Below are 25026 nucleotides of genomic sequence, written 5' to 3' on the forward strand. Positions count from 1 at the left end.
TAAAAATGGGTAAGAAATTAATTATCTCTCAATCTCCTTACCCATATAAATTCCATAATTTTCTCGTATCTTGTAAAGCTTGTCCATAGTAGATTTTGAGGAAGAATACTCTTGCATGAGGGTATTCTTTTTTTTTGTAATTTATCAAGCTCAGCTAAAATATCTTTTGAATTTGGGAGCTTGGAATAGGATTTTTTAAGCTCTGAAAGAACATTTTTATATAGGGGAATCTGAGCTTTGTACTCTTCAAAAATGCATTGTCAGATGGATTAGACTTATATTCCTTGTAGCATGTGCCCTGTATTTTTTAACGGTATGAACTTTCTTCATAGTAGTAGAATACATCTGCATTTCCTTATCAATAGCCTTAATTTTCTTTTGGATATTTTGACTTTCATCCGCTGCTTTTTGAATATACTCGTCAAGCTGATTAACTGATTTAATGCCATGTTCTCTGATATAAATAGCAGACTCAGCCATTGTATGGAGGTTATGTTTGGGTATCCAATATTCGTAGCATTTACTTTCCTTTACCTTTATATTGGTATTCATATTGATGACATTTCTGATTCGTTTTTTGACAGATGGAGGTTTGATAGTTTGATTTTCTGTAATACGTTCTCTTAATCTTTCCTCCATATAGTCCTCACCAATCGTCTTAGCCCTTGTAAATCTCTGCGTATCTTTGGCTTAAAGGCTATATGTTTTCTATACTTTATTTCATAATCAAGCTCTGCCATTTTCTTTAGAAATTCTTCCCAATCCTTAGACTGTTTTATTAGACGAACAATGTCAAATTGAAGCCTGCTTTTCCAAGAAGTACCTTTCTTAGATTGTTCATTTTCATACCATGGCTTACCATTTGTTTTGTACTTTCTCTTGTAGCTCTTGTAGAACTCATCAATCACAGATAGGTTGGTTTCTTTGTATTGCTTATCGCTTTGACACCTGATTTGATGATAGCCTCTTTTGTTGGACTGATAGCACTTTCCTGTTACTGTAAGAGAACAGGACATATGTGACAAAGAAATAAAAAATAAGAAGGAACTCTGTTATAATGCAAGTGACCAAACCAACAAGATAACAGGAGACCCTTCTTATGAGACCTATTATAACCGAAGAACTGAGACTTCGTAAACGGATATGTGAATTTGCCATTAAGCATGGAAACAATGCAGAGGCAGCTCGGTGTTATCATACGAGCAGATAATAGGCACAACGGTGGTTAAAAAGATACGATGGAACCCTAGATTCGTTGAGACCTTTAAGCCGAAGACCGCATACACAGCCCAACCAACACACGACAGCCGAATTAGCTATAGTTCGTCAGATGAATACGCGATATCGTCACGAGGGGTTGGCTCAAGTATACGTAGAGTCGTGTAAACGGGGATATACTCGTTCATATGGATCCATGTGTAGGCAAATACGTAAGCATCAGTTCACGGTAAAAAAGGTCAAGAATTTCCCCAAAAGTAAATGGAAGCCGGACGTAGTATCGTATCCGGGTGAGAAGGTATAAAATATGTTCCCCGGGAATGTATCGAGGAAAACCCGAATGGGACGCAGTACTATCAGGTTACAGCCATTGATGAATATTCAAGGAAACGAGTGGCGGCTATTGTTGATGAAAAAAGAGTTACTCATACGAGTGAGTTCTTGTTGACGTTGGAATCCAAGATAGGATTTAAGATAAGCACTGTACAAACAGATAATGGCAGGGAGTTTACGAATATGGGAATCAGTGAACGAATCTGTCAGTTTGATGTGGTAGCGCAATGGCTAAAGATAGAACATAAAACGATTCGACCGTTCTCGCCGTGGCAAAACGGCAAGGTTGAGCGTAGCTACAGACGAGACAGAGAGCACTTTTATAATCGTAGCTTTAGAACGATAGAAGCCCTTTGAAAAGCTCATAAACGGTATATTAGCCGCTATAACAACATCGTACAACGGATACTTGGATTTAAATCACCCAATGAACTGGTGACAGAATTCTTCTTAGCTCATTCTGCATGAGCCCTTGTCACAAATGTCTTGATACACTACATTATTTTGGAACGAAAACATGACTTCCTCTTGACGTATTCTTATGAGAGTGGTTATACTGATCTTGCCCGTGGTGTTGGGCTGAGTATCCGGCGTTTCAACACCGTCTCGGGACGCCTGTCGGGGGTACTCCGTCGGACGGGCTAAATTTAATTCTTACCGGTGTATGTGTATACGCCGGTTTTTTTGTTTTCCCTTCATTGACGTGCGTCCTTATATTTTGATACACTTAGGTCACCGGATGTGTCGGGTCTAGCGTCAGACGAAGCGACACTGGTACCGGTTGCCTGCGGGGGACGCTCCGACTGTCGGGTACTAAGCTCATTCTTGATATTATTTTGAATGTGTGCAACACATGTTCATTAGTTATATCGGGTTTGGGCATTTTTTATTTTATAATAAATATTGAGGTCAGTGCTGAGTAGGTGCCGACTTCAATATTATTGAACTCCAAAATGGGTATGGCAAAAGAGGCACCGAACACAACTGTGTTCGGTGCCGAGTAATACCATTTGTTTACTTACTCCTCAATGTTTGAGAAAGAGAAGAAGTTTATATAAATAATGAAACAATGGGGTCAAACAGTAACGCTGATACGACTATAATGACAACGAGGGAAGCTGCCGCCGCCATAAGTAACTGAACGAATACTTTAGCTTGTTGGGTAGAGGTAAAGTTTTCTACGTTGGTCCCCATTGCGGCTAAGATTAGAGCTCCGCCTGTTGACATGGGAGAAATTCCTGCTAACGAGCCTCCGGCTCCGACGGCTGCCATTAAGGCAAGCGGTTCAACTCCACCGACTTGTGCAGCTATATCGGTACACATGGGCATCATGGTAGGATATACGACTGCCAATGCAGAACTTACCAGACTGAGTAAACCTGCCGACACGCCCATAAGAGGAATTGCCGTATTACTGGTCATAATGGAAGAAATTGCGGCGCTCAGTAACTTTATTCCGCCAACCTTATCTACGATGGTTAATAAGACGCCGACACCTAATACCATAATAATTGTTCCCCAAGGAAGGGCTTTTAAGCATTCTCCATCGGGAGCGATGCCGAATAGGACTAAAAGGGCACTGGATATAAAGGCTGCTAAACCGATGTTGACTTTGAATACAATCATTAATACTAACATCAATAATATACCGCTTAAAGCAATCAGCTGTTTAGCAGTAAAGGGACCGGGTTTTGTTACCGTTGCATTGGTCGTTGTCAATTTATATCCTTTGAAATAAATGAATACAAGGATAGAGATGACAAGGGTAATGATTGTCTGACAAGCCAGTATAGCGGGCATTACATTATCAATACCTGAAGTAGCTGCTGCACTAGTGATAACAGCGGCTTCGGGTGTAACGCTGGTCATTCGGCCCGCTATCAATCCGAATTCACCTATGAGGGCTAACATAATCGGATTGTAACCTACTTTTAAAGCTGTTGTAACGGCTATAGCCGGGATGATTGCTAAAGCGGGAATTGCACCGGGGCCTACACCAGCAACAATAAATCCGGCTATGTAGATTGCGATCGGAAGAAGCCAAACTTTTTTCCCCGTAGCTGAAATTATTTTTTCAGCCAATAAGTCCAAGGCTCCCGTGGACTTTACTACGGCAAATAAGAAAGTTATGCCGACTAAGGTACAAAACATAGAGCTGCTTATGCCGCTGATTAATTGTTTGTCTGTTAAACCGAATATACGGACTGCGATCGCGCCGACAGCAATTGCCAAAATACCTATATTTACTTTTCGTATAAAAGCAAGAACTATAGTAACAATGAACAATACTAATGCAAGTAAATCCATCTCCATAATCGTTTCCATAATTATACCTCCGTTATGACTAACCTAGTGGGAGCAGGGGGTGTTGATGTGTATCTGGTGACCGCTGTAGTTACCGGATATAACTGTCGTTTCATATAGTGCCGTATCAAGCATCTTTTGGAAGTCGATGCCGGTGTGAATGTTCATAGCGTTTAACATGAATATCAAGTCCTCGGAAGCTACATTGCCGGAGGCTCCGGGAGCAAACGGGCAACCACCGAGACCACCGACCGCAGCCTGAACTGAATTAATTCCGGCTTCAATTCCGGCTAATGTACTGGCAAGCCCCATTCCTCGGGTATCATGAATATGCAATTCGAAATGTTCATTAGGAAATTCTTTGAGTACGGCTTTAGCGGTATTTCGTACCATTAAAGGATCGGCTTGGCCTATTGTGTCGGCTAAACAGAATTGATGAATTCCTAAGTCAACGCCTTTACGGATGATAGACAGTACATTATCTATAGGCGTAATGCCTTCAAAAGGACAGGTGAATGAAGTTGCTAGAGAAAGAATTATTTCCATGTCAGGCAGCTCTTGGCGGATAGCGGTTAATCCTTCTAAGGACTCGGAAACAGTACGATTTATATTTGCTTTATTATGAGATTCGCTTACCGAAATAACCGTATCAATTTTGGTTAAACCGCATTCTGCAGCTGCTTTTGCTCCAAATAAATTAGGGACGAGTGCAAAAAAATCAACGTCGGAAGAACCGTGCTTTTCGAGCGTTTTAATGACTACATCGTGCGAGTCTTTCATTTGGGGAATAGCCTTGGGGTGCACAAAAGAGGTGAGCTCCATAGATTTAACTCCCGATTGAATCAGCATATCTATGATGTGAAGTTTTTTTTCGAGAGGAATATATTCTTTTACATTCTGAAAACCGTCTCTGGGACCAACTTCAACAAAATTTACAGATTTAATATCCATTACAGATCCTCCTAAATATAATTATTTGTTTTCAATTCTTCAATTTCGGCATCATTAAGACCCAGGAGAGCGGATAATACATCTTCGGTATCTTGTCCTAATGCCGGTGCGGGTCTGGAGATTTGCACTTTGGTATCCATTAATTTAACCGGGTTGCCGTTGACTTTCATATCCCCGATAACCGGGTGAGGCAAAGATACAAACATTTCTCGGGCTTCGGCAATATGTTCATCTTCCGTCACACGTTTTAAGCCGTTAATAGGTGCGGCAGGAACTCCGGCGTCATTTAGAAGTGTAACGGCTTCGTCGATTGTAAGATGGCGGCTCCATTCTTCTATAATGGGTTTTAATTCCTGATGGTTTTCACAGCGTTTCAAATTTGTTTCAAATCTGGGGTCAGACAACAACTCAGGCATATTAATTACCTTGTTGCAAAATAGAGAGAATAACTTATCATTACCGCAACCGATAACAAATAAACCGTCGCTGGCTTGGAATGAATCATACGGGTATGCGGCGGCATAACGGTTTCCCATTAATTCAGGCTGCTTTCCCGATGCAAAGAAACGTTGTGTCCCTGTTTCCAAACTGGAAACTACGGAGTCAACTAAAGATACGTCTACTCGTTGGCCTTTATGTATGAGTGTTCTTGCATGGAGTGCCATCAGTATGCCGATAGTTAAGTTCATGCCGCCCAGAACGTCGCCCATAGCGTTGCCGACACGAATACCGTGTCCGCCGGGATCTCCGGTAATACTCATGAGTCCGCCGGTAGCCTGGGCAATGATATCATATCCGGGGCGATCGGATTTAGGACCATAGCAACCGAAGCCGGAAACTGCGGCATAAATAATTTGATCATTTACTTCTTTTAAAGTGTCATAACCAATTCCGAGTTTATCCATAACTCCGGGACGGAAATTTTCTACAACTACATCGGCTTTTTTGACTAAATCGAGGAAGAGTTGTTTTCCTTTTTCGGATTTCAAGTTTAACGTAATGCCTTTTTTGCCTCGATTTACATTAGCATAGTAAAGACTTTCACCGTTTTTAAAGGGTCCGAATGCACGAGTATCATCGCCCTTGTTGGGGACCTCGATTTTTATTACATTTGCACCATAGTCTGCTAACATCATCGTGCAGTAAGGCCCGGCAAGTACACGTGTGAGGTCTAATACAATAATGTCTTCCAATGCTTTTTTCATTTCGTCACATCCTGTCTTTTAATTAAAGTAATAAGAACATTCTTGATGGTTATTATGTTAAAATAGAGAACAAGTAATGTATAATTGTGTTAAAAAAGGCGAAAATGAACAAAAAATGTTTCATAAATAAGCAATATAAAATGAATGAAACTAAAAAGCATATAACACGTGATGTAAGATGGCGACTTAATTTCAATATATGAGAAAAATGAATAGGTATGAAGGGATGTGTGTTGTAAAGTTATGAAGGGATCTGTCCGAAAAGATAAGTATAAGGTTTGTATATTGTGTTTTTCTTATATGTGGGAATTAGCAAAGACGGTAATCAGTGAACTGGATCACACCGACACGGATTATGATTTGTATGAAGCGGATTTATTAAATCAGGATGAAGTTGTTCACACGGCATTAAAGGAGGGTACACAGGTTTTTGTTACAGGAGGCGGTAGTGCGGCACGCTTTAAGCGAAACTACTCCTTGCCGCTGATAGAGTTTCGTGTTAGAGATATAGATTATATGGTTGCTATACAACATGCAAAACAACTGGGATATTCCAAAATCGGTGTTGTATATCATAAAGATGCTACGATTGTCCCTCGTTTGTCCATGTATGAGCAATTGTCAGAGACTATGGTATGTCCTATAGTATTTGACGATGTTTCGGATTTGAAAGAGTCTATTGAAAAGACTGATTGCGAAGTGGTTATAGGAGCGGCAGCGACAATAGATCTTGCAATTACATTGAATAAACCTTATGTGAGGCTGTATGCCGGTGAGGAAACTATTAGAGACGCCTGTTTAAGGGCCAGAGACTTGGCAATCCAATTATTTGAAACAAAGCGAAACAAGCGAATTTTTAAATCTGTTTTATACACGGCTCAATTAGGGATTGTTATAACCGATAAAGACGGAAAAATTGAATTTATGAATAAGACTATGGAAAAATATATACAAGCGTCCGCTCAGGATCTTCAGGCTATGAGCGTCGAAGAACTCTTCCCTAACTTGCCGTATAAAAAGCTTATGGAAAATGAAGCTTGTTCAAACGACAGTTATCATTTGATTGCTAACACTATGATGCGGTGCGTTATGGAGAAGATTGTCGTTTATGGGAAAAATAGCGGTGTTATTATGTCATTCCATCCTAATCCGCATAACTTAAGGAGAAAAGGGAAAAGCATAAAGAATCCTTTTCCGGTGTATAAATTGAAAAATATTACGGCATATTCTGATAGTATGAAAGGGCTGGTGGATAGTTGTCACAGTATAATTCCGGTAGAAGAGCATACCATGATTTTAGGAGAAATTGGAACAGCCAGAGAAGAAGTAGCAATGTGTTTGCATAATGCATCTCACAGAGCCGACAAAACTTGTATAACCATAGACTTAGCTCTTGTTGATGACGACAATGCTAATAAAATATTTTACGGGTATATAGAAAAGGGATGTAGGATTGATGGATTGCTTGTGGATGCAAATGGGGGAAGCGTTATATTAAAAAACATAGAAATGGCCTCATTACGAGTACAAGCAATTTTGAGTAATGCAATCTATCATAAACAGATATTTTTACCGGGAATGGCATTACCGGATATTTTTGATATCGTTTTTTATACGGTAGCTCTCCCTGAGGAAGAACAGAAGATTCGTCCGGATTTAAGACAAGCCCTATCCATAAATCAATTACAAATACCTGTTTTACGGCAGCGAATTGAAGATATAGTACCTTTATTTATGAAGTATCTTATTAGTTTAACCAAATCTAAGAAAATCCAATCCGTAACTGAGAAGATGGAAAGACTTTTAGTTACATATACTTGGCCCGGTAATGTTACTGAACTAAGGACTGTTTCTATAAAATATGTAAAAATGCTTGAACAATCCAGTTATAGAACGGCTGAGTGGAGGTATGAGTGTCTAATCAAATCAATCGGCGAAAAAAATATTATAGAGGCAATTAGAAGTATGTATCCCTATTCGGACGGAGCTAAGGCGGAAAATAATGAGCAGTTGAGGAAACGAATTGAAAAAGTTAAAGACTTATTAGGATATACTAATGAAAAAATTGCCGACTTGTTAGCGGTCAGCAGGACAACTGTATGGCGAATTATGAAGAAATAATAGACATTAAATAGACCGCTGCAAGCACAGATCATACCCTAAAAGTCGGATAAAACTTTGATATACAACTTGTATGTGTAATATCTGATTTCCCCTTGCCAAGTTCCCATCCGATCTGCTACACTTGCAGTGAAAAGGTGTATTTCTGCCGCCGCATTCGGACGTATGGCAGGGGTTCTTACGAGCATCGCGCCCCGGCAGTAGCATCTTTTTATTTTGGAACGAAAACATGATTTTCTCTTGACGGATTCTTATGAGAGTGGTTATACTGACCTTGCCCGTGGTGTTGGGCTGAGTATCCGGCGTTGCAACACCGTCTCGGGACGTGGGTCGCGGATACTCGGACGGACTCACTAATTTTAATTCTTACCGGTGTATGTATGTACGCCGGTTTTTTGTTTTCCTTCATTGACGTTCGTCCTTGTGTTTGATACACTTAGGTCACCGGATGTGTCGGGTCTAGCGTCAGACGAAGCGACACTGGTACCGGTTGCCTGCGGGGGACGCTCCGACTGTCGGGCTTTTAGCTCATTCTTGATATTATTTTGAATGTGTGTAGTACATGTTCATTATTTATATCGGGTTTGAGCGTTTTTTTATATTCTGATATACTTGTTTCACCGGATGTGTCGGGTTGAATATCCAACGAGGCGGCACTGGCACCGGTTGCCCGCATTGGATATTCAGATTGACGGGCTCTTGCCGACGTATGTACGTCGGCTTTTTTTCGTCTTCGTGTCGCCTGTATAGTGAAGGGACGGGAAGTATGGTATATTACCATTATGATATGCAGATGCGGAGGTAGGTATGGATTTTTTAAAAGGATTAGGGCGTAAGTTATTGCTTGTATCCGTACTTTTAGACTTGTCTTTGTTTTGCAGTTTTTTCGTCGGAATCGGATTGCGATTGGGTGATGAGGGTGAATCCGTAGTATCTGCTGTGGGCGGGTATTTGATTGCCTATGCCTTCACGGGGCTGCCTTATATTATGGCTTTGAGTATTATTTTGAAAATAGCCGTTATCGTTTGGTATAGTCGTAAGGGCTGGGCAGGGCATCATAAGGAGCTCGCCGTCACCTTAGGGTCTTTTGTCTATCTTGTCATTTCCGGCGGTTTTATCTATTTTATTTACTTTATCGGCAAGGTTATGAGTAGTGTAGGCTAGGTTTCTTATGAAGATAGATATACGTAAGCATTTTTTATATAAGTATGTTGTATATCGGTTTAACAAAGAGTGTCGTAAGGATGTGACTTGGGACCGCCTGTCGGCTGAAGACAGGGACCGATTTTGTCTGCACGTATTTCGACGTGTATGGAAGCGGGTCGCGGTTATCGCTTTTGTCTACTTCCTTGTATTTGTGCTAGGGACGGTGTCGATGATTTCCGATTCCCATCCGGGGCCCTTCTTGTGTTGGTATGAAGAACGTTTGGCCTTTGTCGGGGATTTGATCAATGCGAAACATTGGAATATGTACGGGCCTTATGAGCGAAGTGTCTTCTACTATATCCTCATTCAGGCTTTGCCTATTGTCGTCATTGAAGGAGGCCCGCTCTTAGTCATTGTTTTTGCCGTGACGGAATATATTTTAAGACGGGAAATGAAAGGGAAAGGCAGATGACGGAATATATTCATTATTTTTGGGTAGGCTTTGATTCTATAGGAAGATTCCCTCTTTTTCGGAATGCTTTTATATTTCTGTGCTGTGTCGTTCTTGTTATCGTCATTCGTCGACTTACGGCATCATTTCGTAGTGGCGGGAGCTTTTTTGAGGCTTATCGTATTGCCGAGGGAAATTTTTATATTCACGGGGCTATTCAGTTCGGTCCGAGGACGATTCCTTTAAAAGATATTCGCTCCATTCAGGTATATCATGTTCGGGGGCGCTACGGATTGGGCAATCGATATATGGTGTATTTGGAACGTAAAAAGGGGCGAACAATTACGCTTATCGTCGGAGAGAGTGCAAGAAATTGCCGTTTAATGGAAAGTTTACGGGCCGATACGAGAAAATACGGTATTAAAGTGTACGGAGATATATCGTAAAAAAGAGGTTCGCTCATAGGACGGCGAATCTCTTTTTTTGTAGCGGTCTGCAAGGCTGCGAAGTTGTTGGAAATCTTATTTCTTACAAGGTTTATTAATGAAAGGTCAGCGCATTTCTGTTACAATAAACAAGATGTATCAGTACATGTGAATGACGGAGGAGTCAGGGCCAGTGATTAAGATTTTATTTGTATGTCACGGGAATATTTGCCGTTCTACTATGGCAGAATTTTATATGAAAGAAATCGTTCGTCGTGCCGGTCTTTCCGGTGAGATAGAAGTGGCCTCAGCGGCGACGACGAATGACGAAGCGGGTAATGATACGTATTACGCTACGAAGGATGTATTGACGGAAAAGGGGATTCCCTTTACGCCCCGTCGAGCCGTGAAGATGACGAAGGATGATTATAATACGTATGACTATATTATTGTCTTTGATGAAGAGAATATACGCGGTGTTGAACGGATTACGGGGCTTCACGATGCCGAAAAGGTGTACACGCTCCTGACCTTTGCCGGTGAAGACAGAGACATTGCCGACCCGTGGTATACGCGAGATTTTCAACAGACCTACCGAGATGTGGAAGCGGGATGCAACGAGTTATTACACTGCCTTATGGAAGCCAATCCCGATTTGGCTGACAAGGCTGTGAAAAACTAAGGGGGACTTAGGGTGAAAAAGTATTTGGAAGAGGCCCGTGTCATAAGCAACGAGGCCATTACGGAAGCTATTTACAAGTTGACCTTTGAGTCGCCGCAGATTGCCCGGTCGGCTCTTCCGGGACAGTTCGTCAACGTATCTGTGGAGACGGCTTTTCTGCGACGTCCCTTCGGTATTGTGGAAGCCTGCGGGGAAACGGGAGAAGTGACGATTATTTACCGTCTTGTCGGAACGGGAACGGCAGCCATGACAACCTTGCGTGCAGGCGACAAGGTATCTGTCGAAGGACCTCTCGGTGAGGGGACCTTTTCAACGGCTGCGGGCAAAGTTCTTCTCGTCGGCGGCGGTGTAGGCTTGGCTCCTTTGATCTATCTGGCCGGCCGACTTGATGAAAAACCGGTTGTCCTCGTCGGCGGTAAGACAAAGGAAGAAACGTTTTGGAGAGAGTTTTTTAAGGATAAGGCGGAAAAAGTATATGTGACGACCGATGACGGTTCAGCAGGGATTCAGGGGTTTGCCGTAGCGGCGTTACCGCAGATTTTCTCGGAAAATAAAATTGATCGCATTGCCGTCTGCGGCCCGACGGTGATGATGAAGACCATTGCCGAAAAGGCTGAAGAAGCGGGTATTTCTTGCGAAGTATCTATGGAAAAACGCATGGCTTGCGGTATCGGTGTCTGTCTGGGCTGTACGTTTGAGAGTAAGAAGGACAAAAAGCGCTATAAGGTCTGCTCCGACGGCCCCGTATTTGACAGTAAGGAGGTATTCTGATGAATTTCGACAGATTGGGAAGCGAGTTTCTCGGCTTTCAGATGAATACGCCACTTACCGGTGCATCGGGGACCTTCGGTTTCGGCTCGGAATATGAAGATTTTCTTTCTATGGAAGCGGTGGGAGCTGTCATTTCCAAGGGTATTACCCCGATTCCCAGAGCGGGAAATGAAGGCGTGCGTATTGCCGAAACGCCCGGCGGTATGCTCAATTGTATCGGCTTGGAAAATCCGGGGGTGGATGTGTTCCTGAGGGATATTTTGCCGCAGGCTCGCCGCTTGAAGACTCGGTTTATTGTCAATATGTCGGCCGGGTCTACGGAAGACTATGGTGAGTTGGCGGCTCGCCTTGACGTAGCCGGAATCGATGCGGTGGAAGTCAATATTTCCTGTCCCAATGTTAAAGAAGGGGGCATTGTCTTCGGAACGGATCCGAAGGCGGCTGCTGCCGTAACGGAAAGTGTCCGCAAGCATACGAAAAAGCCGGTTATTGTAAAGCTGTCGCCGAATGTAACGGATATTACGGTTATGGCGAAGGCCGTTGAGGCAGCCGGAGCCGATGCGGTGTCTCTTATCAATACGTTGACGGGTATGGCCGTTGACATCGATGCCCGTCGTCCTTTACTGGGCAATATTACGGGCGGGTTGTCGGGTCCTGCCGTAAAGCCCGTAGCTTTGCGCATGGTGTGGCAGACGGCTAAAGCCGTATCTATTCCCGTCCTCGGTTTGGGCGGGATCAGTAGCTGGAAGGATGCTGTTGAATTCATGCTCGTCGGTGCCAGAATTGTTTCCGTAGGCGCTTATAACTTCGTTGATCCCCGTGCCATCGAAAAGATGGCTGTCGGCATGCAGAACTGGTGCGAAAAAGAAGGGGTCCGCAATATTCAGGATATTGTAGGCACTTTAAAGAATTGATATAAAAATGTAGGTTCATAAGGAACTAAGCATGCCAATCAATAAAAAGCAAAGAGCGTATTGCCGGGTGAAAGCTTGACAATATGCTCTTTTTGTATGTCATTTTAAAAATAAGAATTACTAAAAGAAGAGAATATAAATGAATACATTACATTTGGTCATACCTAACAGGGGTAAAATGATAAAAATATATCAAAATGATATTTAGAAAATGAAAAATATATTGCATTTTAAAAGAGCGGAAGGCTATAATTGGTTTATGAGAAGTAGTCTTACAGTTGATTGCACGAAAGGCGGTACGAACTAATGGGTATGACCATGGATTCGCAGAATCAGGAAGTATGGATCGGTGTCGATGTCGGTACGACAGGCGTCCGGGCTATTGCTTATACGGCCGAAGGGGTCAGCGTTTCTTCTTCCGAAGCGTTTTATCCTCTTTTGACTCCCCATCCGGATTGGGCGGAAGAAAGTGCTTTGCAAATATACGAAGCCGTTGAAGAAGTGGTGAAAAAGACGGCGGCTCAGCTTCGTTATAAAAATAAGGAATTATCCGGTATTGCGTTGAGTACGGTTATGCACAGCTTTGCCGGTCTTGATGAAAATAAAGAACCGTTGATGGACATGCAGACTTGGGCGGATAGCCGCAGTGCCGGTATTGTACGGGACATGAAGAAGGACCCGGACTTATGCCGCAAGTTTTACGAACGGACCGGCTGCCCCATTCATGCCTCCTATCCGTTAGCCAAGATTATTTGGTTGAAAACGTATCAGCCCGACTTGTTCGGACAAATGAAGTATATAGGTTCACTGAAGGACTACATCTTCTATAATTTGACGGGCGAGTGGGTTATTGATAAATCTACGGCTTCAACAAGCGGTATGTACAATGAAAGAACCTTGTCATGGGATGATGAAATTCTTGCATATGCGGGTATCTCCAAGGAATATATGCCGCCTGTCGTATCGACGACATACAGCCACGCTTTGAGTGATGTAGCGGCGGCAAAACTCGGTTTGCCGAAAGGCCTTCCCGTCGTTATCGGTGCTACGGACGGCGTTCTCGTCAACGTCGGTATCGGTGCCGTCAACCCGGGACAGTTGAGTTGCACCATCGGAACGAGCGGCGCCTTGCGCATGCTTACGAAGGAGCCGAAGACGGATCCGAAGATGCGTACATGGTGCTACAACCTCGTTGACGATGTATGGGTAGCCGGCGGAGCCATCAATAACGGCGGTATGATTTTACGTTGGGGTCGCGACAAGATTTGCCATTACGGCGGTAATACTCTTGAATCTCTCGATATCGATCCGTACGATTTGATGACCATGAAGGCTGAACACGTAGAAGCCGGCGCGGACGGGCTTATTTGTTTGCCTCACTTTACGGGTGAACGGGCTCCGTACTGGAATTCCGAATTACGCGGTATGTTCTTCGGTTTCTCGTTGAACCATAGCCGATCTCATATGATTCGTGCCGTTATGGAAGGGATTTGCTATTGCTTAAACAGCGTTATGGTAGCTCTCAAAGAGTTCGGTCCTGTCGAAGATATTCGCGTCAGCGGCAGCTTTACGAAATCTCAGCTGTGGCTGCAGATTCTGTCGGATGTACTGAATGAGCCTATTACCTTGCCGGACAACAGCGAAGGGGCAGCCTTCGGGGCAGCCGTACTGGGCTTTATTTCCAGCGGTAAGTTGAAGAGTATTGCCGATACGGCGGAACTCGTTCATGCCAAGAAGGTTTATACGCCTCAGGCCGGAAACGCGGAAACGTATAAAGAGCTGTACAGTATTTTTGAACAACTTTATGATAATTTATTGCCGCAGTTCACAGCGATTACGGCATACCAGAAAAAATTATAAGTCAGGGGGAGACACCTATATGGCAAAGGATATCGGCGTTGTCGGCATGGCCGTCATGGGCAGTAATTTGGCTTTAAACATGGCCGACCACGGGTTTGACGTGGCTGTATACAATTACACGCCCGATTTGACGGAAAAGTTTGTTGCCGAACGGCCGCATGAAAAAATTACGCCTTATTATGATTTGAAAGAGTTTGTACAGTCTTTGAAACGTCCGCGTAAAATCATGCTCATGATTATGGCAGGTGCACCTGTAGACAGCATGCTGGCATCTCTGGACGGGCTGTTGGAAGAAGGGGATATCGTCATTGACGGCGGCAACTCTTTCTTTGAAGATACGCGCCGTCGTTACGATGCTTGCAAGGCTAAGGGCATCCATTTTTACGGTATGGGTATTTCGGGCGGTGAAACAGGCGCTCGTCGCGGTCCGGCTATTATGCCCGGCGGCCATAAGGAAAGTTATGCGGAAATAAAGGATGTGTACGAAGCTATTGCGGCGAAAGCCGATGACGGAAAACCGTGCTGCACTTATATCGGTGAAGACGGGGCCGGTCATTTTGTAAAAATGGTACATAACGGCATTGAATATGCGGATATGCAGTTAATTGCCGAAGCGTACCTGCTCATGAAATACGTAGGCAAGTTTACGAATCGGGAAATTTCCGAAACCTTCCATCGATGGAATCAGGGGGAACTGAAGAGTTTCCTCATCGGTATTGCCGCTGATATTTTTGCGGAAGAAGACGACCTGGCGGACGGCGATATTATCGATAAAATCGTTGATGCGGCAGGCCAAAAGGGTACGGGGCGCTGGACGAGTCTGGAAGCCTTGAAGTTGGGCGTCAATATTTCCATGATTACGGCGGCTTGCAATACGCGCGGATCTTCCAACGATACGGGACGTAAAGCGGCTCAAGAGGTCATTGCAGCACCTTCCGTCGCCGCTGTCGACAAAGAGAAATTTGCCGAAGATTTGCGCACAGCCTTGTATACGGCGAAGATTATGGCCTATGCTCAAGGGTTCTCCTTGTATCGCAAGGCATCGGAAGAATACGGCTGGGATCTCAACTACGGGGCTATTGCCTCTATTTTCAGAGCCGGCTGCATTATTCAGGCCGTATTCCTCAATAAGATTACGGAAGCCTATGAAAAAAATCCGTCTATGGAAAATCTGGTCTTTGATGAATTCTTCCTGTCACGCGTTAACAGCGGTCTCGGCAGTCTGCGTAAGATTATTTCCTTAGCCGTTTTGAGCGGTATTCCTGTGCCGGCCTTTGTGAACGGTTTGGAATATATCGATTTGTTGAGAAGTCCGTCCGTCGGCGCCAACCTGATCCAAGGGTTGCGCGATTATTTCGGCGCACATACGTTCAAACGTATTGATAAAGAAGGCAGTTTCCACCACGACTGGAAACAGCATTATTAAGGTGTTAACCGTTTAGCGGTCACGATATTATTATTTTATTTCGGGAGGTGTACAAAGTGCCTTTAGTGATTCTTGCCATCGGCATACTTGTCCTGTTTTTCCTCATTGTTCGCGTAAAGCTCAACAGCTTTCTCGCACTCTTACTCGTTGCGGGCTTTGTCGGCATAGCCGAAGGATTGCCCGTTGCCAAGCTCATTCCGACCATTGAAAAAGGGTTGGGCGGAACCTTGGGCGGCTTGGCCATTGTTGTTTGCTTCGGTGCCATCTTGGGTAAATTGATGGCCGAAAGCGGCGGTGCTCAACGTATTGCGACGACTCTTATCAACGTCTTCGGTCGTAAAAATGTTAAGTGGGCCGTTTGCTTGACGGGCTTTATCGTCGGTATCGCCCTGTTTTACGAAATCGGTTTCGTATTGTTGATTCCCCTCGTATTTACCATTGCGGCGGAAGCGAAGATTCCCCTCTTGGAAGTCGGCATTCCCATGGCTGCGGCCTTGTCCGTAACGCACGGGTTCTTACCGCCTCATCCGGGCCCTACGGCTATTGCCATTATTTATAATGCCGATATCGGCGTAACTCTTGTATACGGTGCTATTATAGCTATTCCTACGGCTATTGTGGCAGGTCCCGTATTCTATAACTTTACCAAAGGGATTAACCCGGAAATACCCAAGGGCTTATACAACCCCAAGATTTTTGAAGACCATGAAATGCCCGGTTTCGGCGTATCCGTATTTACGGCTCTCGTACCGGTTGTACTCATGGCGGCTTCGGCTATTGCCAAACTCGCTTTGGACCAGTCTTCGCCTGTAGCGGTAGCTCTTGAATTCCTCGGTCAACCGGATATGGCACTGACCATTTCCGTAGCCATTGCTGTTTATACCTTCGGCTTGGCGCGCGGCAAGAAGATGGACGAAATCATGAATACCGTTAAGGATGCTATCCTTGCTATCGCCATGATTCTTCTCATCGTCGGTGCCGGCGGTGCTCTCAAACAGATCCTCATCGACAGCGGTGTAGGTACGTATATCGGAACTCTTGTTGCCGATGCCAGCCTGTCGCCTTTAGTATTAGCTTGGCTTGTGGCTGCCGTTATTCGTACGGCTTGCGGCTCCGCAACGGTTGCGGCTTTGACGGCCGGCGGCATTGCAGCTCCTATCTGCGCGGCAACAGGCGCCAATCCGGAATTGATGGTTTTGGCGACCGGTGCCGGTTCGCTCATTTTCAGCCCGCCTAATGACCCGGGGTTCTGGCTCTTCAAAGAATTCTTCGGCCTGACCGTTAAAGAAACGGTACGGACCTGGTGCGCATTGGAAACCATCATTGCCATTATGGGCCTTATCGGCGTATTGGTATTGAACACCGTCGTAGCGTAATTTATGATAAAGAGAGGTATTCGGACGTGTCTTACGATGACGTAGAAAAAATACCCTTTCTTCGCGGCACCTATGAGGGGATGACGAAGTCGGAGCGGCGTATAGCGGAATACATTGCCGCTGATCCGGAACGGCTTATGAAGCTGACCATCCCCCATATTGCGGCGGAAACGGACAGTTCGGAAATCACGGTATCCCGTTTTTGCAAGAAACTGGGGTATAAGGGTTTGCAAGAACTGAAGCAGGCCTTGACTGCCTATCTGTCCATGAATGAGTTGAAAAACTATCATGACATTAAGGCGGAAGATACGTGCAATGCCGTTACGTCCAAGATTTTTCAAAATATTGCGGACGGGCTTTTGGATACGCTGCAACTTCTTGATTATGAGGCAATCGATCGGGCTGCCGCCGTCTTGCGGCAAGCCCGGCGTATTGCCGTATACGGTTTCGGAAACTCGGCTACGGTCTGTCGCGATTTGACGACACGGTACTTGCGGTTGGGGCTGTCTATTCAGGATTATGCGGACTCTCATATGCAGGTTACGTCGGCAGCTCTGTTAGATGAGAACGATGCCGTTCTGGCTGTCTCACACAGCGGTTTATCCAAGGATTTGATCCACTCTGTCGAAACGGCGAAGGAACGGGGTGCGACGATTATCGTCATTACGAGCCATATTCATTCGCCTTTGGCGAAATTGGCCGATATCTGTCTGCACGGCATGGGTAGAGAAGTAAATTACTCGACCGAAGCCGGTGCGTCCAGACTGATTCACATGGCTATCGGTGATGTCTTATATACGCGCATTGCTATGGCCGATCCCGCTTTATTTGAATCCAATATGACGCGTATGCGTCATGAAATCAGTAAAAAAAGACTTCCTTAGGGAAGTCTTTTTTTGTTGTATCGCTTGTTGCCTGGTAAGTATGATATACTGTTATTGTCTTCTTTTTCGGGAAGACGGATTACTTATATGGAGGACAGTATGTTTGATTTTGATTTGTTGGGCCTTGTCGCCGGCATTCCCGGCCTCATTATCGCCCTGGCTATACACGAATATTCGCATGCCCGCATGGCTGTTGCCATGGGTGACGACACGCCGAAGTATACGGGACGTCTGACCTTAAACCCGATTGCACATATTGACCCTATCGGGCTCATTATGCTTTTTGTAGCACGCTTCGGTTGGGCTAAGCCGGTTATGATTAATTCGGACAATTTCCGCAACCGTCGCCAAGGAGAGGTCTTGACGGCGTTGGCCGGCCCTGCGGCCAATTTCGTGACGGCCTTCGTCTTTTTATTTTTGACGGCCCTTGTTTTGCGATTGGGATTACCTGTTTCACAAGGCCTCATTATCGTTTTTCAACTCATTGTTATTTACAATGTGAACTTCGGAATTTTTAATTTGATCCCCATTCCGCCCTTAGACGGGTCGCGTGTTATTACGGCCTTTTTACCGACTGAATGGGAATATAAGTTGGCAGGATATGAACGTTATTCGTTCCTCATTTTCGTATTTCTCTTTATGAGCGGTGCTTTCGGGTATATTTTGTTGCCCGTACAACGTTTGATTATGCATGGTTACGGAGTCATTCTTTCGGCTTTGGGCCTTATGTAACGCGGGATAAAAAGAAGGGTCGTATCTTCGGATACGACCCTTTCTCTATAAACAGTCGGTTTACAGAGCTTTTTTGTATAATTCGTTCACTACGTCCCAATTGACGACATTCCAAAAAGCGGAAATGTAGTCGACACGGGCATTTTTGTACTTCAAGTAGTAAGCGTGTTCCCAGACGTCGAGAGCGAGAATCGGTGTTTTACCTTCGCTCAAGGGAGAGTCCTGGTTGGCTGTAGACATGATTTCCAGTTCTTTTTTATGGACGACGAGCCAGGCCCAACCGGAACCGAAACGGGTAGCTGCCGCCTGTGCGAAAAGTTTTTTAAAGTCTTCTTCGCCGCCGAAGGTCTTTATGACGGCCTCTTGTACGGGGCCGTTCAGGTGGCCGCCGTCAGGCCCCATGATTTGCCAAAAGAGGCTGTGGTTGGCATGGCCACCGCCGTTGTTTCTGACGGCACCGCGAATATCTTCGGGAATAGCCGCTAAGTCCGTAATGAGTTCTTCCGCCGATTTGCTGAAGAGTTCCGGATGCTTTTCAACAGCGCCGTTCAGATTGTTGACGTAGGTTTGATGGTGTTTATCGTGGTGATAGTGCATCGTTTCTTCGTCAATGTACGGCTCAAGAGCATTGTAAGCATAGGGTAAGTCGGGTAATGTATAGGCCATGAGATACCTCCGTAACTTAAAAAAGATGAATAAGATAGGTACAGTATACAAAGAAAGACTGAAAAGGTATAGATTACAAATGTGTTAGTCCCCGATTGACGGATACAAAGCGGTCTATTATGTATTTTCTTGACACGGTTCCGGAAAGTTCGTATACTTTAAAACAAGTAATAAATGAAACGCAAAGAGGGAGAAGCAAATCGGATACCTTCTCAGAGAGCCGACGGTCGGTGCAAGTCGGCAAGGTTACGAGGCGTTCCGCTCCGGAGCGGCAGATGATGAATTTGACGGGTTCGCCCGATACAGCGACCGAAGATGGCCGAAAGGCAAGCTGGGTGGCAACGCGGGAATATACTCTCGTCCCTATGAGGGACGGGAGTTTTTTGTTTTTTCTCATAAGTCTTCGGAGAACAATGCCTACGGTGTTATTACACTGTAGGCAGGAAAGATTCGCACATAGGAGGACATGATGGGAAACAGAGTTTATAACTTTAATGCCGGTCCGTCGGCCATGCCGTTACCGGTTCTGGAAGAAATACAACAAGAGTTTCTGGATTTTAACCATACGGGCATGAGCATTGTGGAAATCAGTCATCGCAGTGATGCCTATCAGAAGATGCAGGACGAAACGATAGCCTTGTTGCATAAGCTTTTGAATATTCCCGACGAATACGGTATTACGTTTATGCAAGGCGGCGGCAGTATGCAGTTTTTAATGCACGGAGCCAATTTTTTAAAACATCGCGGCGGTTATATTAATACGGGCGTATGGTCGAAAAAGGCTAAAGAAGGAGCCGCTTTTTACGGTGACGTATATGACGTAGCTACCAGTGAAGGCGAAGGCTTCCGAAGAATTCCCGGGCCTGAAGAGTTTGACCTGTTGCCGGACACGGATTACGTATATCTGACATCGAATAATACGATTCACGGTACGCAGTGGCAAGCGTTTCCTCACATTGACTTGCCCCTGATTTGCGATATGTCCAGCGATTTTCTTTCCCGCCCTGTAGATGTGAAGAATTTTGATTTCATCTATGCGGGCATTCAAAAGAATGTGGGCCCTGCCGGAGCGGTTATCGGTATTGCCAAGCATTCGTACTTGGAAACGGCACGGCAGGATTTGCCGATTATGCTTCAATATAAGACGTTCTTTGATCACGATTCGACGTATAATACGCCGCCCGTATTTTGTATTTACTTCGTCAATAAGGTTTTACACTGGTTGGATGAACGGGGCGGACTTAAAGAAACGGAGCGGATTAATAAGGAAAAGGCGGCCTTCGTTTATGATGCCATTGACGCAAGCGACGGATTTTATCGACCTCATGCGGCAAAAGACTCGCGCAGTTTAATGAATATTACGTTTAATTTGGTTACACCTGAACTTGAAAAAGAATTTGTTTCCCGAGCGGCTGAAGAAAAGCTCATAGGCCTTAAGGGACATCGCTCTATAGGCGGCTGTCGGGCCTCTACCTATAATGCGGTAACAAAGGAAGCTTGCGAACGGTTGGCTGATTTTATGCACCGTTTCCGCAAGGTACACTAAGGGAGGTAAGACAGATGGATGAAGTCATGAAGATTTTAGTCAGCGACGACGTGTCGGAAAAGGGCGTCGAACTGCTTAGACAAAACGGATATACGGTTGATGTGGAAACCAATTTGGACGAAGAACAATTGGCCGAACGCATCGGAGAGTATGATGGGTTAATTACCCGTTCTATGACACATGTTACGGCAAAAGTTATTGAAAAGGCGAAGAAACTTAAAATCGTCGGTCGTGCCGGCGTCGGTATTGACAGTATCGACTTAAAGGCTGCAACGGCCCGCGGTATCATTGTCGTTAATGCCCCTACGTCCAATACGATTGCGGCGACGGAACACACGTGTGCCATGATTTTGGCCGTTACGAGACATATTCCTCAGGCCCATGATTCGTTAATGAGCGGCGAGTGGAATCGGGAAAAATTTACGGGTATTCAGTTGAAAGATAAGACGATGGGGATTATCGGTGTCGGTCGTATCGGATCGCGCATTGCCAAACGGATGCAGGCTATGGAAATGCGGACCATCGGTTATGACCCGTACATTCCTGAAGAACGGGGCAAGCAGCTTAACTGTGAACTCGTCGACTTGGATACGCTTTTACGCGAATCGGATTACATTACGTTGCATACACCTCTTACGAAGGAAACACGCGGCATGATCGGAGCAGAAGAAATTGCCAAAATGAAAGACGGCGTTCGGGTTATTAACGTATCGCGCGGTGCCGTTTTAGACATTAACGCTCTGGCAGAAGCCTTAAAGAGCGGTAAGGTAGCCGGTGCGGCGGTAGACGTATTCCCGGAAGAACCCTTGACGTCGGATATTAATCCCTTCAAGGGTATGGATAATGTGGTCATTACTCCGCATTTGGGTGCTTCGACAATAGAAGCCCAGGAAGGCGTATCCCTCGATGTGGCACGCAGCATTATGGCCGGACTTAAAGGCGAACCGGTGCCGACAGCGGTAAATATGGCACCCATTGCTCCCGGCGTGTACTCGACCATTCGTCCCTATTTTGACTTAATGGAACGAATGGGCATCATGGGTGTCTATTTGGCGGAAGCTCCTATGAAAGAAATTACGGTCGAATATTCGGGCAAGTTGGCTGAAACGGAAACGGCCCTGTTGACGACGGCTGTTTTAAAAGGTGCTTTAAACCCCATCTTGCAGGATGCGGTCAACTTCGTAAACGCTCCGGATCTCGCTAAGCAGAGACATATTTCCGTAAAAGAAGTAAAGACAAGCGATCACGGAAACTTCGTCGATGCCGTTACGGTTCGCATTGTGACGGCCAAGGGTGAACACAAGGTCGTAGGCAGCCTCTTTAATCAGACGGAAGCCAAAATTGTTCAGATTGATGAATATCGCGTCGACTTCAAGCCGGAAAACTATCTGTTGTTGGCACCTCATATCGACCAGCCCAATATGATCGGTCAAATCGCTACCGTTTTAGGGGAAGCAAAGATCAATATTACGGGCATGCAGGTCGGCAATATGACACAAAAGGGAACGAATATTATGGCCGTTGCCGTAGAGGACGATATTCCTAACGACGTAATGGTAAAACTCCGCTCCATTAACGGTATTTTGGATATGAAACTCATTCATTGCGAACCGAACCAACAGGAGGCGTAAATGGTACGAATTATTCTGGTCCGTCACGGCGAAACAAAATGGAATATAGAAGGTCGTTATCAGGGACAGGAAGATACGGAGTTAAGTGAAAGAGGCTTGGAACAGGGGCGTCTGTTGGCACAGGGACTGAAGGACGTGCCTATTGACGTATTCGTGTCCAGTCCGTTGAAACGCTCCTTTATGACCGCTTCTTTTTGTGCCGAGTTGCACGGTAACACCGTAGCCAAAGATGAACGTCTGACGGAAATCAATCACGGCTTATGGGAAGGCAGGCTGGCTGGGGACATCGAGGCCGAGTATCCCGACGAGTTTGCCGCCTGGCACACGCAGCCCCATACGGTACAAATGCCCGGAGAAGGCGGAGAATCTCTGGAAGACGTGAGAGTGAGAGTGCGTGCGGCCTTTGACGACTATGCGCAAAAGTATGCGGGAAAAACTGTTCTCGTAGCAGCTCACGATGCGGTGAACAAGGCGGTTATCTGTGATCTTTTGGGTTTATCGCAAGCAGCTTTTTGGCAAATAAAACAGGATAATACATGTATTAATGTTCTGGAAGAACAGGACGGCCGTTGGCGGCTGGTGTTATTGAATTCAACTACTCATTTGGGATATTTGTTCAGCGGAATCGAACAAAAAGGGTTGTAATCGTATAAAAAGGAGCGGTATTATGTTAGACATTAAATTTATTCGCGAACATACAGAAGAAGTAAGACAGAATTTGAAAAATCGTCATGCACAAGTCGATTTGGATGCCCTGTTGGAAGCCGACGCTCGCCGTCGTGAACTTTTGGGCCAGGTTGAAGCCATGAAAAATCGTCGCAACGACGTAACGAAAGAAATCAGCGTCTTAAAGAGAAATAAGGAAAATGCGGACGAAAAGATTGCGGCTATGAAAGAATTAGGCGACGAAATCGCCGTTTTAGACGGTAAGGTTAAGGAAACGGAAGAACAGATGTTGGCCGTTCAGCTCATGATTCCCAACATGTGCCACCCGTCCGTTCCCGTAGGCAATGATGACAGCGACAACCCGGAAGTTCGTAAGTGGGGCGACGTGACGACCTTTGACTTTGAAGCGAAGAATCATTGGGAAATCGGCGAACATTTGGGTATCCTTGATGCGGAAAGAGCCGGTAAGGTAGCAGGGTCGCGTTTTTATTTCTACCTCGGTGCCGGTGCTCGTTTGGAACGGGCCGTATACAACTTCATGCTCGATATGCACACGGAAGTGGACGGATATACGGAAGTCATTCCTCCGTATATCGTCAACCGTGATTCCATGTTGGGAACCGGTCAGTTGCCGAAATTCTATGAAGATATGTTCCGCATTGAAGGACAGGAAATGTTCATGATTCCTACGGCGGAAGTGCCGCTAACCAACTACTATCGCGGCGAAATTATTGACGGTAATAAGTTGCCCGTATATTTGACGGCCATGACTCCCTGCTTCCGTGCCGAAGCGGGTTCGGCCGGTCGCGATACGCGCGGTCTTATTCGCCAGCACCAGTTCCATAAGGTGGAAATGGTTAAATACGTAGCTCCTGAAACGAGTTATGATGAATTGGACAAGTTGACGAACAACGCCGAAGCTATTTTGCAGGCTCTGAAACTTCCTTATCACGTCGTTTGCCTGTGCACGGGTGATATCGGCTTCTCGGCAGCCAAGACTTTCGACGTGGAAGTGTGGTTCCCGGCTCAAGGTAAGTACAGAGAAATCTCTTCGTGCTCCAATACGGAAGACTTCCAGGCACGTCGTGCCAATATCCGCTTCCGTCGCGATGCCAAATCGAAGCCGGAATACGTACATACGTTGAACGGGTCCGGCTTGGCAGTAGGACGTACGGTAGCGGCTATTTTGGAAAACTATCAGCAAGCTGACGGCTCCGTTATCGTGCCGGAAGTATTGCGGCCGTATATGAAGTGTGACGTCATTAAACCGGCTGAATAAGTCATTTACAGAGTTTCAAGGTCATAACGGTCGAATCCTTTAGAAACGGCCTTATGACCTTGATTTTTTTGTGCGTTTTGATATACTGTAACCAAGAGAAACCCTACTGTGTGCGTAAAAAGTTCTCGATGTTTTGAACCAACACTTTTACATCGGGAGTCCGGGCTCTATGGCGGCAAAACAATGCCTACACGGGACTGTTAAGCGTTATAGGAGGACACCCACCTGCTCAGGCAGGCTCAAAACTCGGCTAAGACGGCATGGTGGGGCTCTTTTTTTGAATTATAATCATTGATTATTCGGCCGCTAAGTTAGCTTGGCGGCTTTCTATATGGATTTGAGACCAAACAAATGAACGGTTTTGATGAAATGTGTATGTGCAATGGAAGGTGAAGAACGTTGGCCGAACGAAAAAGGCGAAGTACTACAGGAACTACGG

21 protein-coding genes, 1 other RNA gene and 1 pseudogene are annotated in these 25026 nt (G+C 45.2%); 18 read left to right on the forward strand and 5 right to left on the reverse strand.

Annotated features, from left to right (window positions below; translation table 11 throughout):
- Positions 1 to 21: 21 nt before the first annotated feature.
- A pseudogene (locus HMPREF9429_RS05180) lies at positions 22 to 998 on the reverse strand (relaxase/mobilization nuclease domain-containing protein); the annotation flags it as partial.
- Positions 999 to 1611: 613 nt separating this feature from the next.
- On the opposite strand from HMPREF9429_RS05180, the gene HMPREF9429_RS09350 reads away from it, so the two are divergent.
- Positions 1612 to 1908: an integrase core domain-containing protein gene (locus HMPREF9429_RS09350; RefSeq protein WP_006942201.1), complete on the forward strand. Its 297-nt coding sequence runs from the start codon at positions 1612 to 1614 to the stop codon at positions 1906 to 1908.
- Between the two features lie 693 nt (positions 1909 to 2601).
- On the opposite strand, the gene HMPREF9429_RS05190 is transcribed toward HMPREF9429_RS09350, so the two are convergent.
- Genes HMPREF9429_RS05190 through HMPREF9429_RS05200 form a run of 3 tightly spaced genes read right to left on the reverse strand, consistent with a single transcriptional unit; the run spans position 2602 to position 6011 of the window.
- The gene (locus tag HMPREF9429_RS05190) at positions 2602 to 3876 is read right to left on the reverse strand and encodes an SLC13 family permease (RefSeq protein WP_006942203.1); all 1275 of its coding nucleotides are present in this window, start codon (positions 3874 to 3876) and stop codon (positions 2602 to 2604) included.
- 24 nt (positions 3877 to 3900) lie between these two features.
- Entirely contained in the window at positions 3901 to 4806 is a 906-nt protein-coding gene (locus HMPREF9429_RS05195; RefSeq protein ID WP_006942205.1) for a hydroxymethylglutaryl-CoA lyase, read from the reverse strand.
- Between the two features lie 11 nt (positions 4807 to 4817).
- A complete protein-coding gene (locus HMPREF9429_RS05200; RefSeq protein ID WP_006942207.1) occupies positions 4818 to 6011 on the reverse strand; it encodes a CaiB/BaiF CoA transferase family protein in 1194 nt (397 codons plus the stop codon).
- Positions 6012 to 6311: 300 nt separating this feature from the next.
- Between HMPREF9429_RS05200 and HMPREF9429_RS05205 the strand changes: the two genes are divergently transcribed.
- From HMPREF9429_RS05205 to HMPREF9429_RS05260, 12 genes are all read left to right on the forward strand, one after another.
- Complete coding sequence (locus HMPREF9429_RS05205) at positions 6312 to 8132, forward strand: PrpR N-terminal domain-containing protein (RefSeq protein WP_006942208.1); 1821 nt, start codon at positions 6312 to 6314, stop codon at positions 8130 to 8132.
- 807 nt (positions 8133 to 8939) lie between these two features.
- Positions 8940 to 9296 (forward strand): hypothetical protein, encoded by a 357-nt coding sequence (locus HMPREF9429_RS05210; RefSeq protein ID WP_006942209.1) that lies wholly within the window; start codon positions 8940 to 8942, stop codon positions 9294 to 9296.
- Between the two features lie 7 nt (positions 9297 to 9303).
- Positions 9304 to 9750 (forward strand): hypothetical protein, encoded by a 447-nt coding sequence (locus tag HMPREF9429_RS05215; RefSeq protein WP_006942210.1) that lies wholly within the window; start codon positions 9304 to 9306, stop codon positions 9748 to 9750.
- Complete coding sequence (locus HMPREF9429_RS05220; protein WP_006942211.1) at positions 9747 to 10175, forward strand: hypothetical protein; 429 nt, start codon at positions 9747 to 9749, stop codon at positions 10173 to 10175. Before HMPREF9429_RS05215 ends, HMPREF9429_RS05220 begins: the two co-directional genes overlap by 4 nt.
- A 172-nt stretch (positions 10176 to 10347) precedes the next feature.
- A complete protein-coding gene (locus HMPREF9429_RS05225) occupies positions 10348 to 10836 on the forward strand; it encodes a low molecular weight protein-tyrosine-phosphatase (RefSeq protein ID WP_050777770.1) in 489 nt (162 codons plus the stop codon).
- A 12-nt stretch (positions 10837 to 10848) separates the two neighbouring features.
- A complete protein-coding gene (locus tag HMPREF9429_RS05230; RefSeq protein WP_006942215.1) occupies positions 10849 to 11607 on the forward strand; it encodes a dihydroorotate dehydrogenase electron transfer subunit in 759 nt (252 codons plus the stop codon).
- The gene (locus HMPREF9429_RS05235; RefSeq protein WP_006942217.1) at positions 11607 to 12521 is read left to right on the forward strand and encodes a dihydroorotate dehydrogenase; all 915 of its coding nucleotides are present in this window, start codon (positions 11607 to 11609) and stop codon (positions 12519 to 12521) included. The genes HMPREF9429_RS05230 and HMPREF9429_RS05235 overlap by 1 nt, the downstream gene beginning before the upstream one ends.
- A 306-nt stretch (positions 12522 to 12827) precedes the next feature.
- Positions 12828 to 14381: a gluconokinase gene (locus HMPREF9429_RS05240; protein WP_006942218.1), complete on the forward strand. Its 1554-nt coding sequence runs from the start codon at positions 12828 to 12830 to the stop codon at positions 14379 to 14381.
- Positions 14382 to 14400: 19 nt separating this feature from the next.
- Positions 14401 to 15807: a decarboxylating NADP(+)-dependent phosphogluconate dehydrogenase gene (gene gndA / locus HMPREF9429_RS05245; protein WP_006942219.1), complete on the forward strand. Its 1407-nt coding sequence runs from the start codon at positions 14401 to 14403 to the stop codon at positions 15805 to 15807.
- A 56-nt stretch (positions 15808 to 15863) separates the two neighbouring features.
- Entirely contained in the window at positions 15864 to 17183 is a 1320-nt protein-coding gene (locus HMPREF9429_RS05250) for a gluconate:H+ symporter (protein ID WP_040773897.1), read from the forward strand.
- A gap of 26 nt (positions 17184 to 17209) precedes the next feature.
- Positions 17210 to 18067, forward strand: a complete 858-nt coding sequence (locus HMPREF9429_RS05255; RefSeq protein WP_006942221.1) for a MurR/RpiR family transcriptional regulator — start codon at positions 17210 to 17212, stop codon at positions 18065 to 18067.
- Positions 18068 to 18166: 99 nt separating this feature from the next.
- On the forward strand, positions 18167 to 18799 hold the full coding sequence (locus HMPREF9429_RS05260; RefSeq protein WP_040773900.1) for a site-2 protease family protein: 633 nt from the start codon (positions 18167 to 18169) through the stop codon (positions 18797 to 18799).
- Positions 18800 to 18859: 60 nt separating this feature from the next.
- On the opposite strand, the gene HMPREF9429_RS05265 is transcribed toward HMPREF9429_RS05260, so the two are convergent.
- The gene (locus HMPREF9429_RS05265; protein ID WP_006942223.1) at positions 18860 to 19465 is read right to left on the reverse strand and encodes a superoxide dismutase; all 606 of its coding nucleotides are present in this window, start codon (positions 19463 to 19465) and stop codon (positions 18860 to 18862) included.
- Positions 19466 to 19931: 466 nt separating this feature from the next.
- Here HMPREF9429_RS05265 and serC point away from each other — a divergent pair, with 466 nt between their 5' ends.
- From serC to ssrS, 5 genes are all read left to right on the forward strand, one after another.
- Positions 19932 to 21011, forward strand: a complete 1080-nt coding sequence (serC, locus tag HMPREF9429_RS05270; RefSeq protein WP_006942224.1) for a 3-phosphoserine/phosphohydroxythreonine transaminase — start codon at positions 19932 to 19934, stop codon at positions 21009 to 21011.
- 26 nt (positions 21012 to 21037) lie between these two features.
- Positions 21038 to 22642: a phosphoglycerate dehydrogenase gene (gene serA / locus HMPREF9429_RS05275; RefSeq protein ID WP_040774273.1), complete on the forward strand. Its 1605-nt coding sequence runs from the start codon at positions 21038 to 21040 to the stop codon at positions 22640 to 22642.
- Positions 22643 to 23287, forward strand: a complete 645-nt coding sequence (locus HMPREF9429_RS05280; RefSeq protein WP_006942226.1) for a histidine phosphatase family protein — start codon at positions 22643 to 22645, stop codon at positions 23285 to 23287.
- 22 nt (positions 23288 to 23309) lie between these two features.
- A complete protein-coding gene (serS, locus tag HMPREF9429_RS05285; protein ID WP_006942227.1) occupies positions 23310 to 24587 on the forward strand; it encodes a serine--tRNA ligase in 1278 nt (425 codons plus the stop codon).
- 97 nt (positions 24588 to 24684) lie between these two features.
- A non-coding RNA gene (gene ssrS / locus HMPREF9429_RS09045) (6S RNA) lies at positions 24685 to 24861 on the forward strand.
- Positions 24862 to 25026 lie beyond the last annotated feature (165 nt).

The sequence above is a fragment of the Megasphaera micronuciformis F0359 genome, from assembly GCF_000165735.1.
GTDB classification, from domain to species: domain Bacteria; phylum Bacillota; class Negativicutes; order Veillonellales; family Megasphaeraceae; genus Megasphaera; species Megasphaera micronuciformis.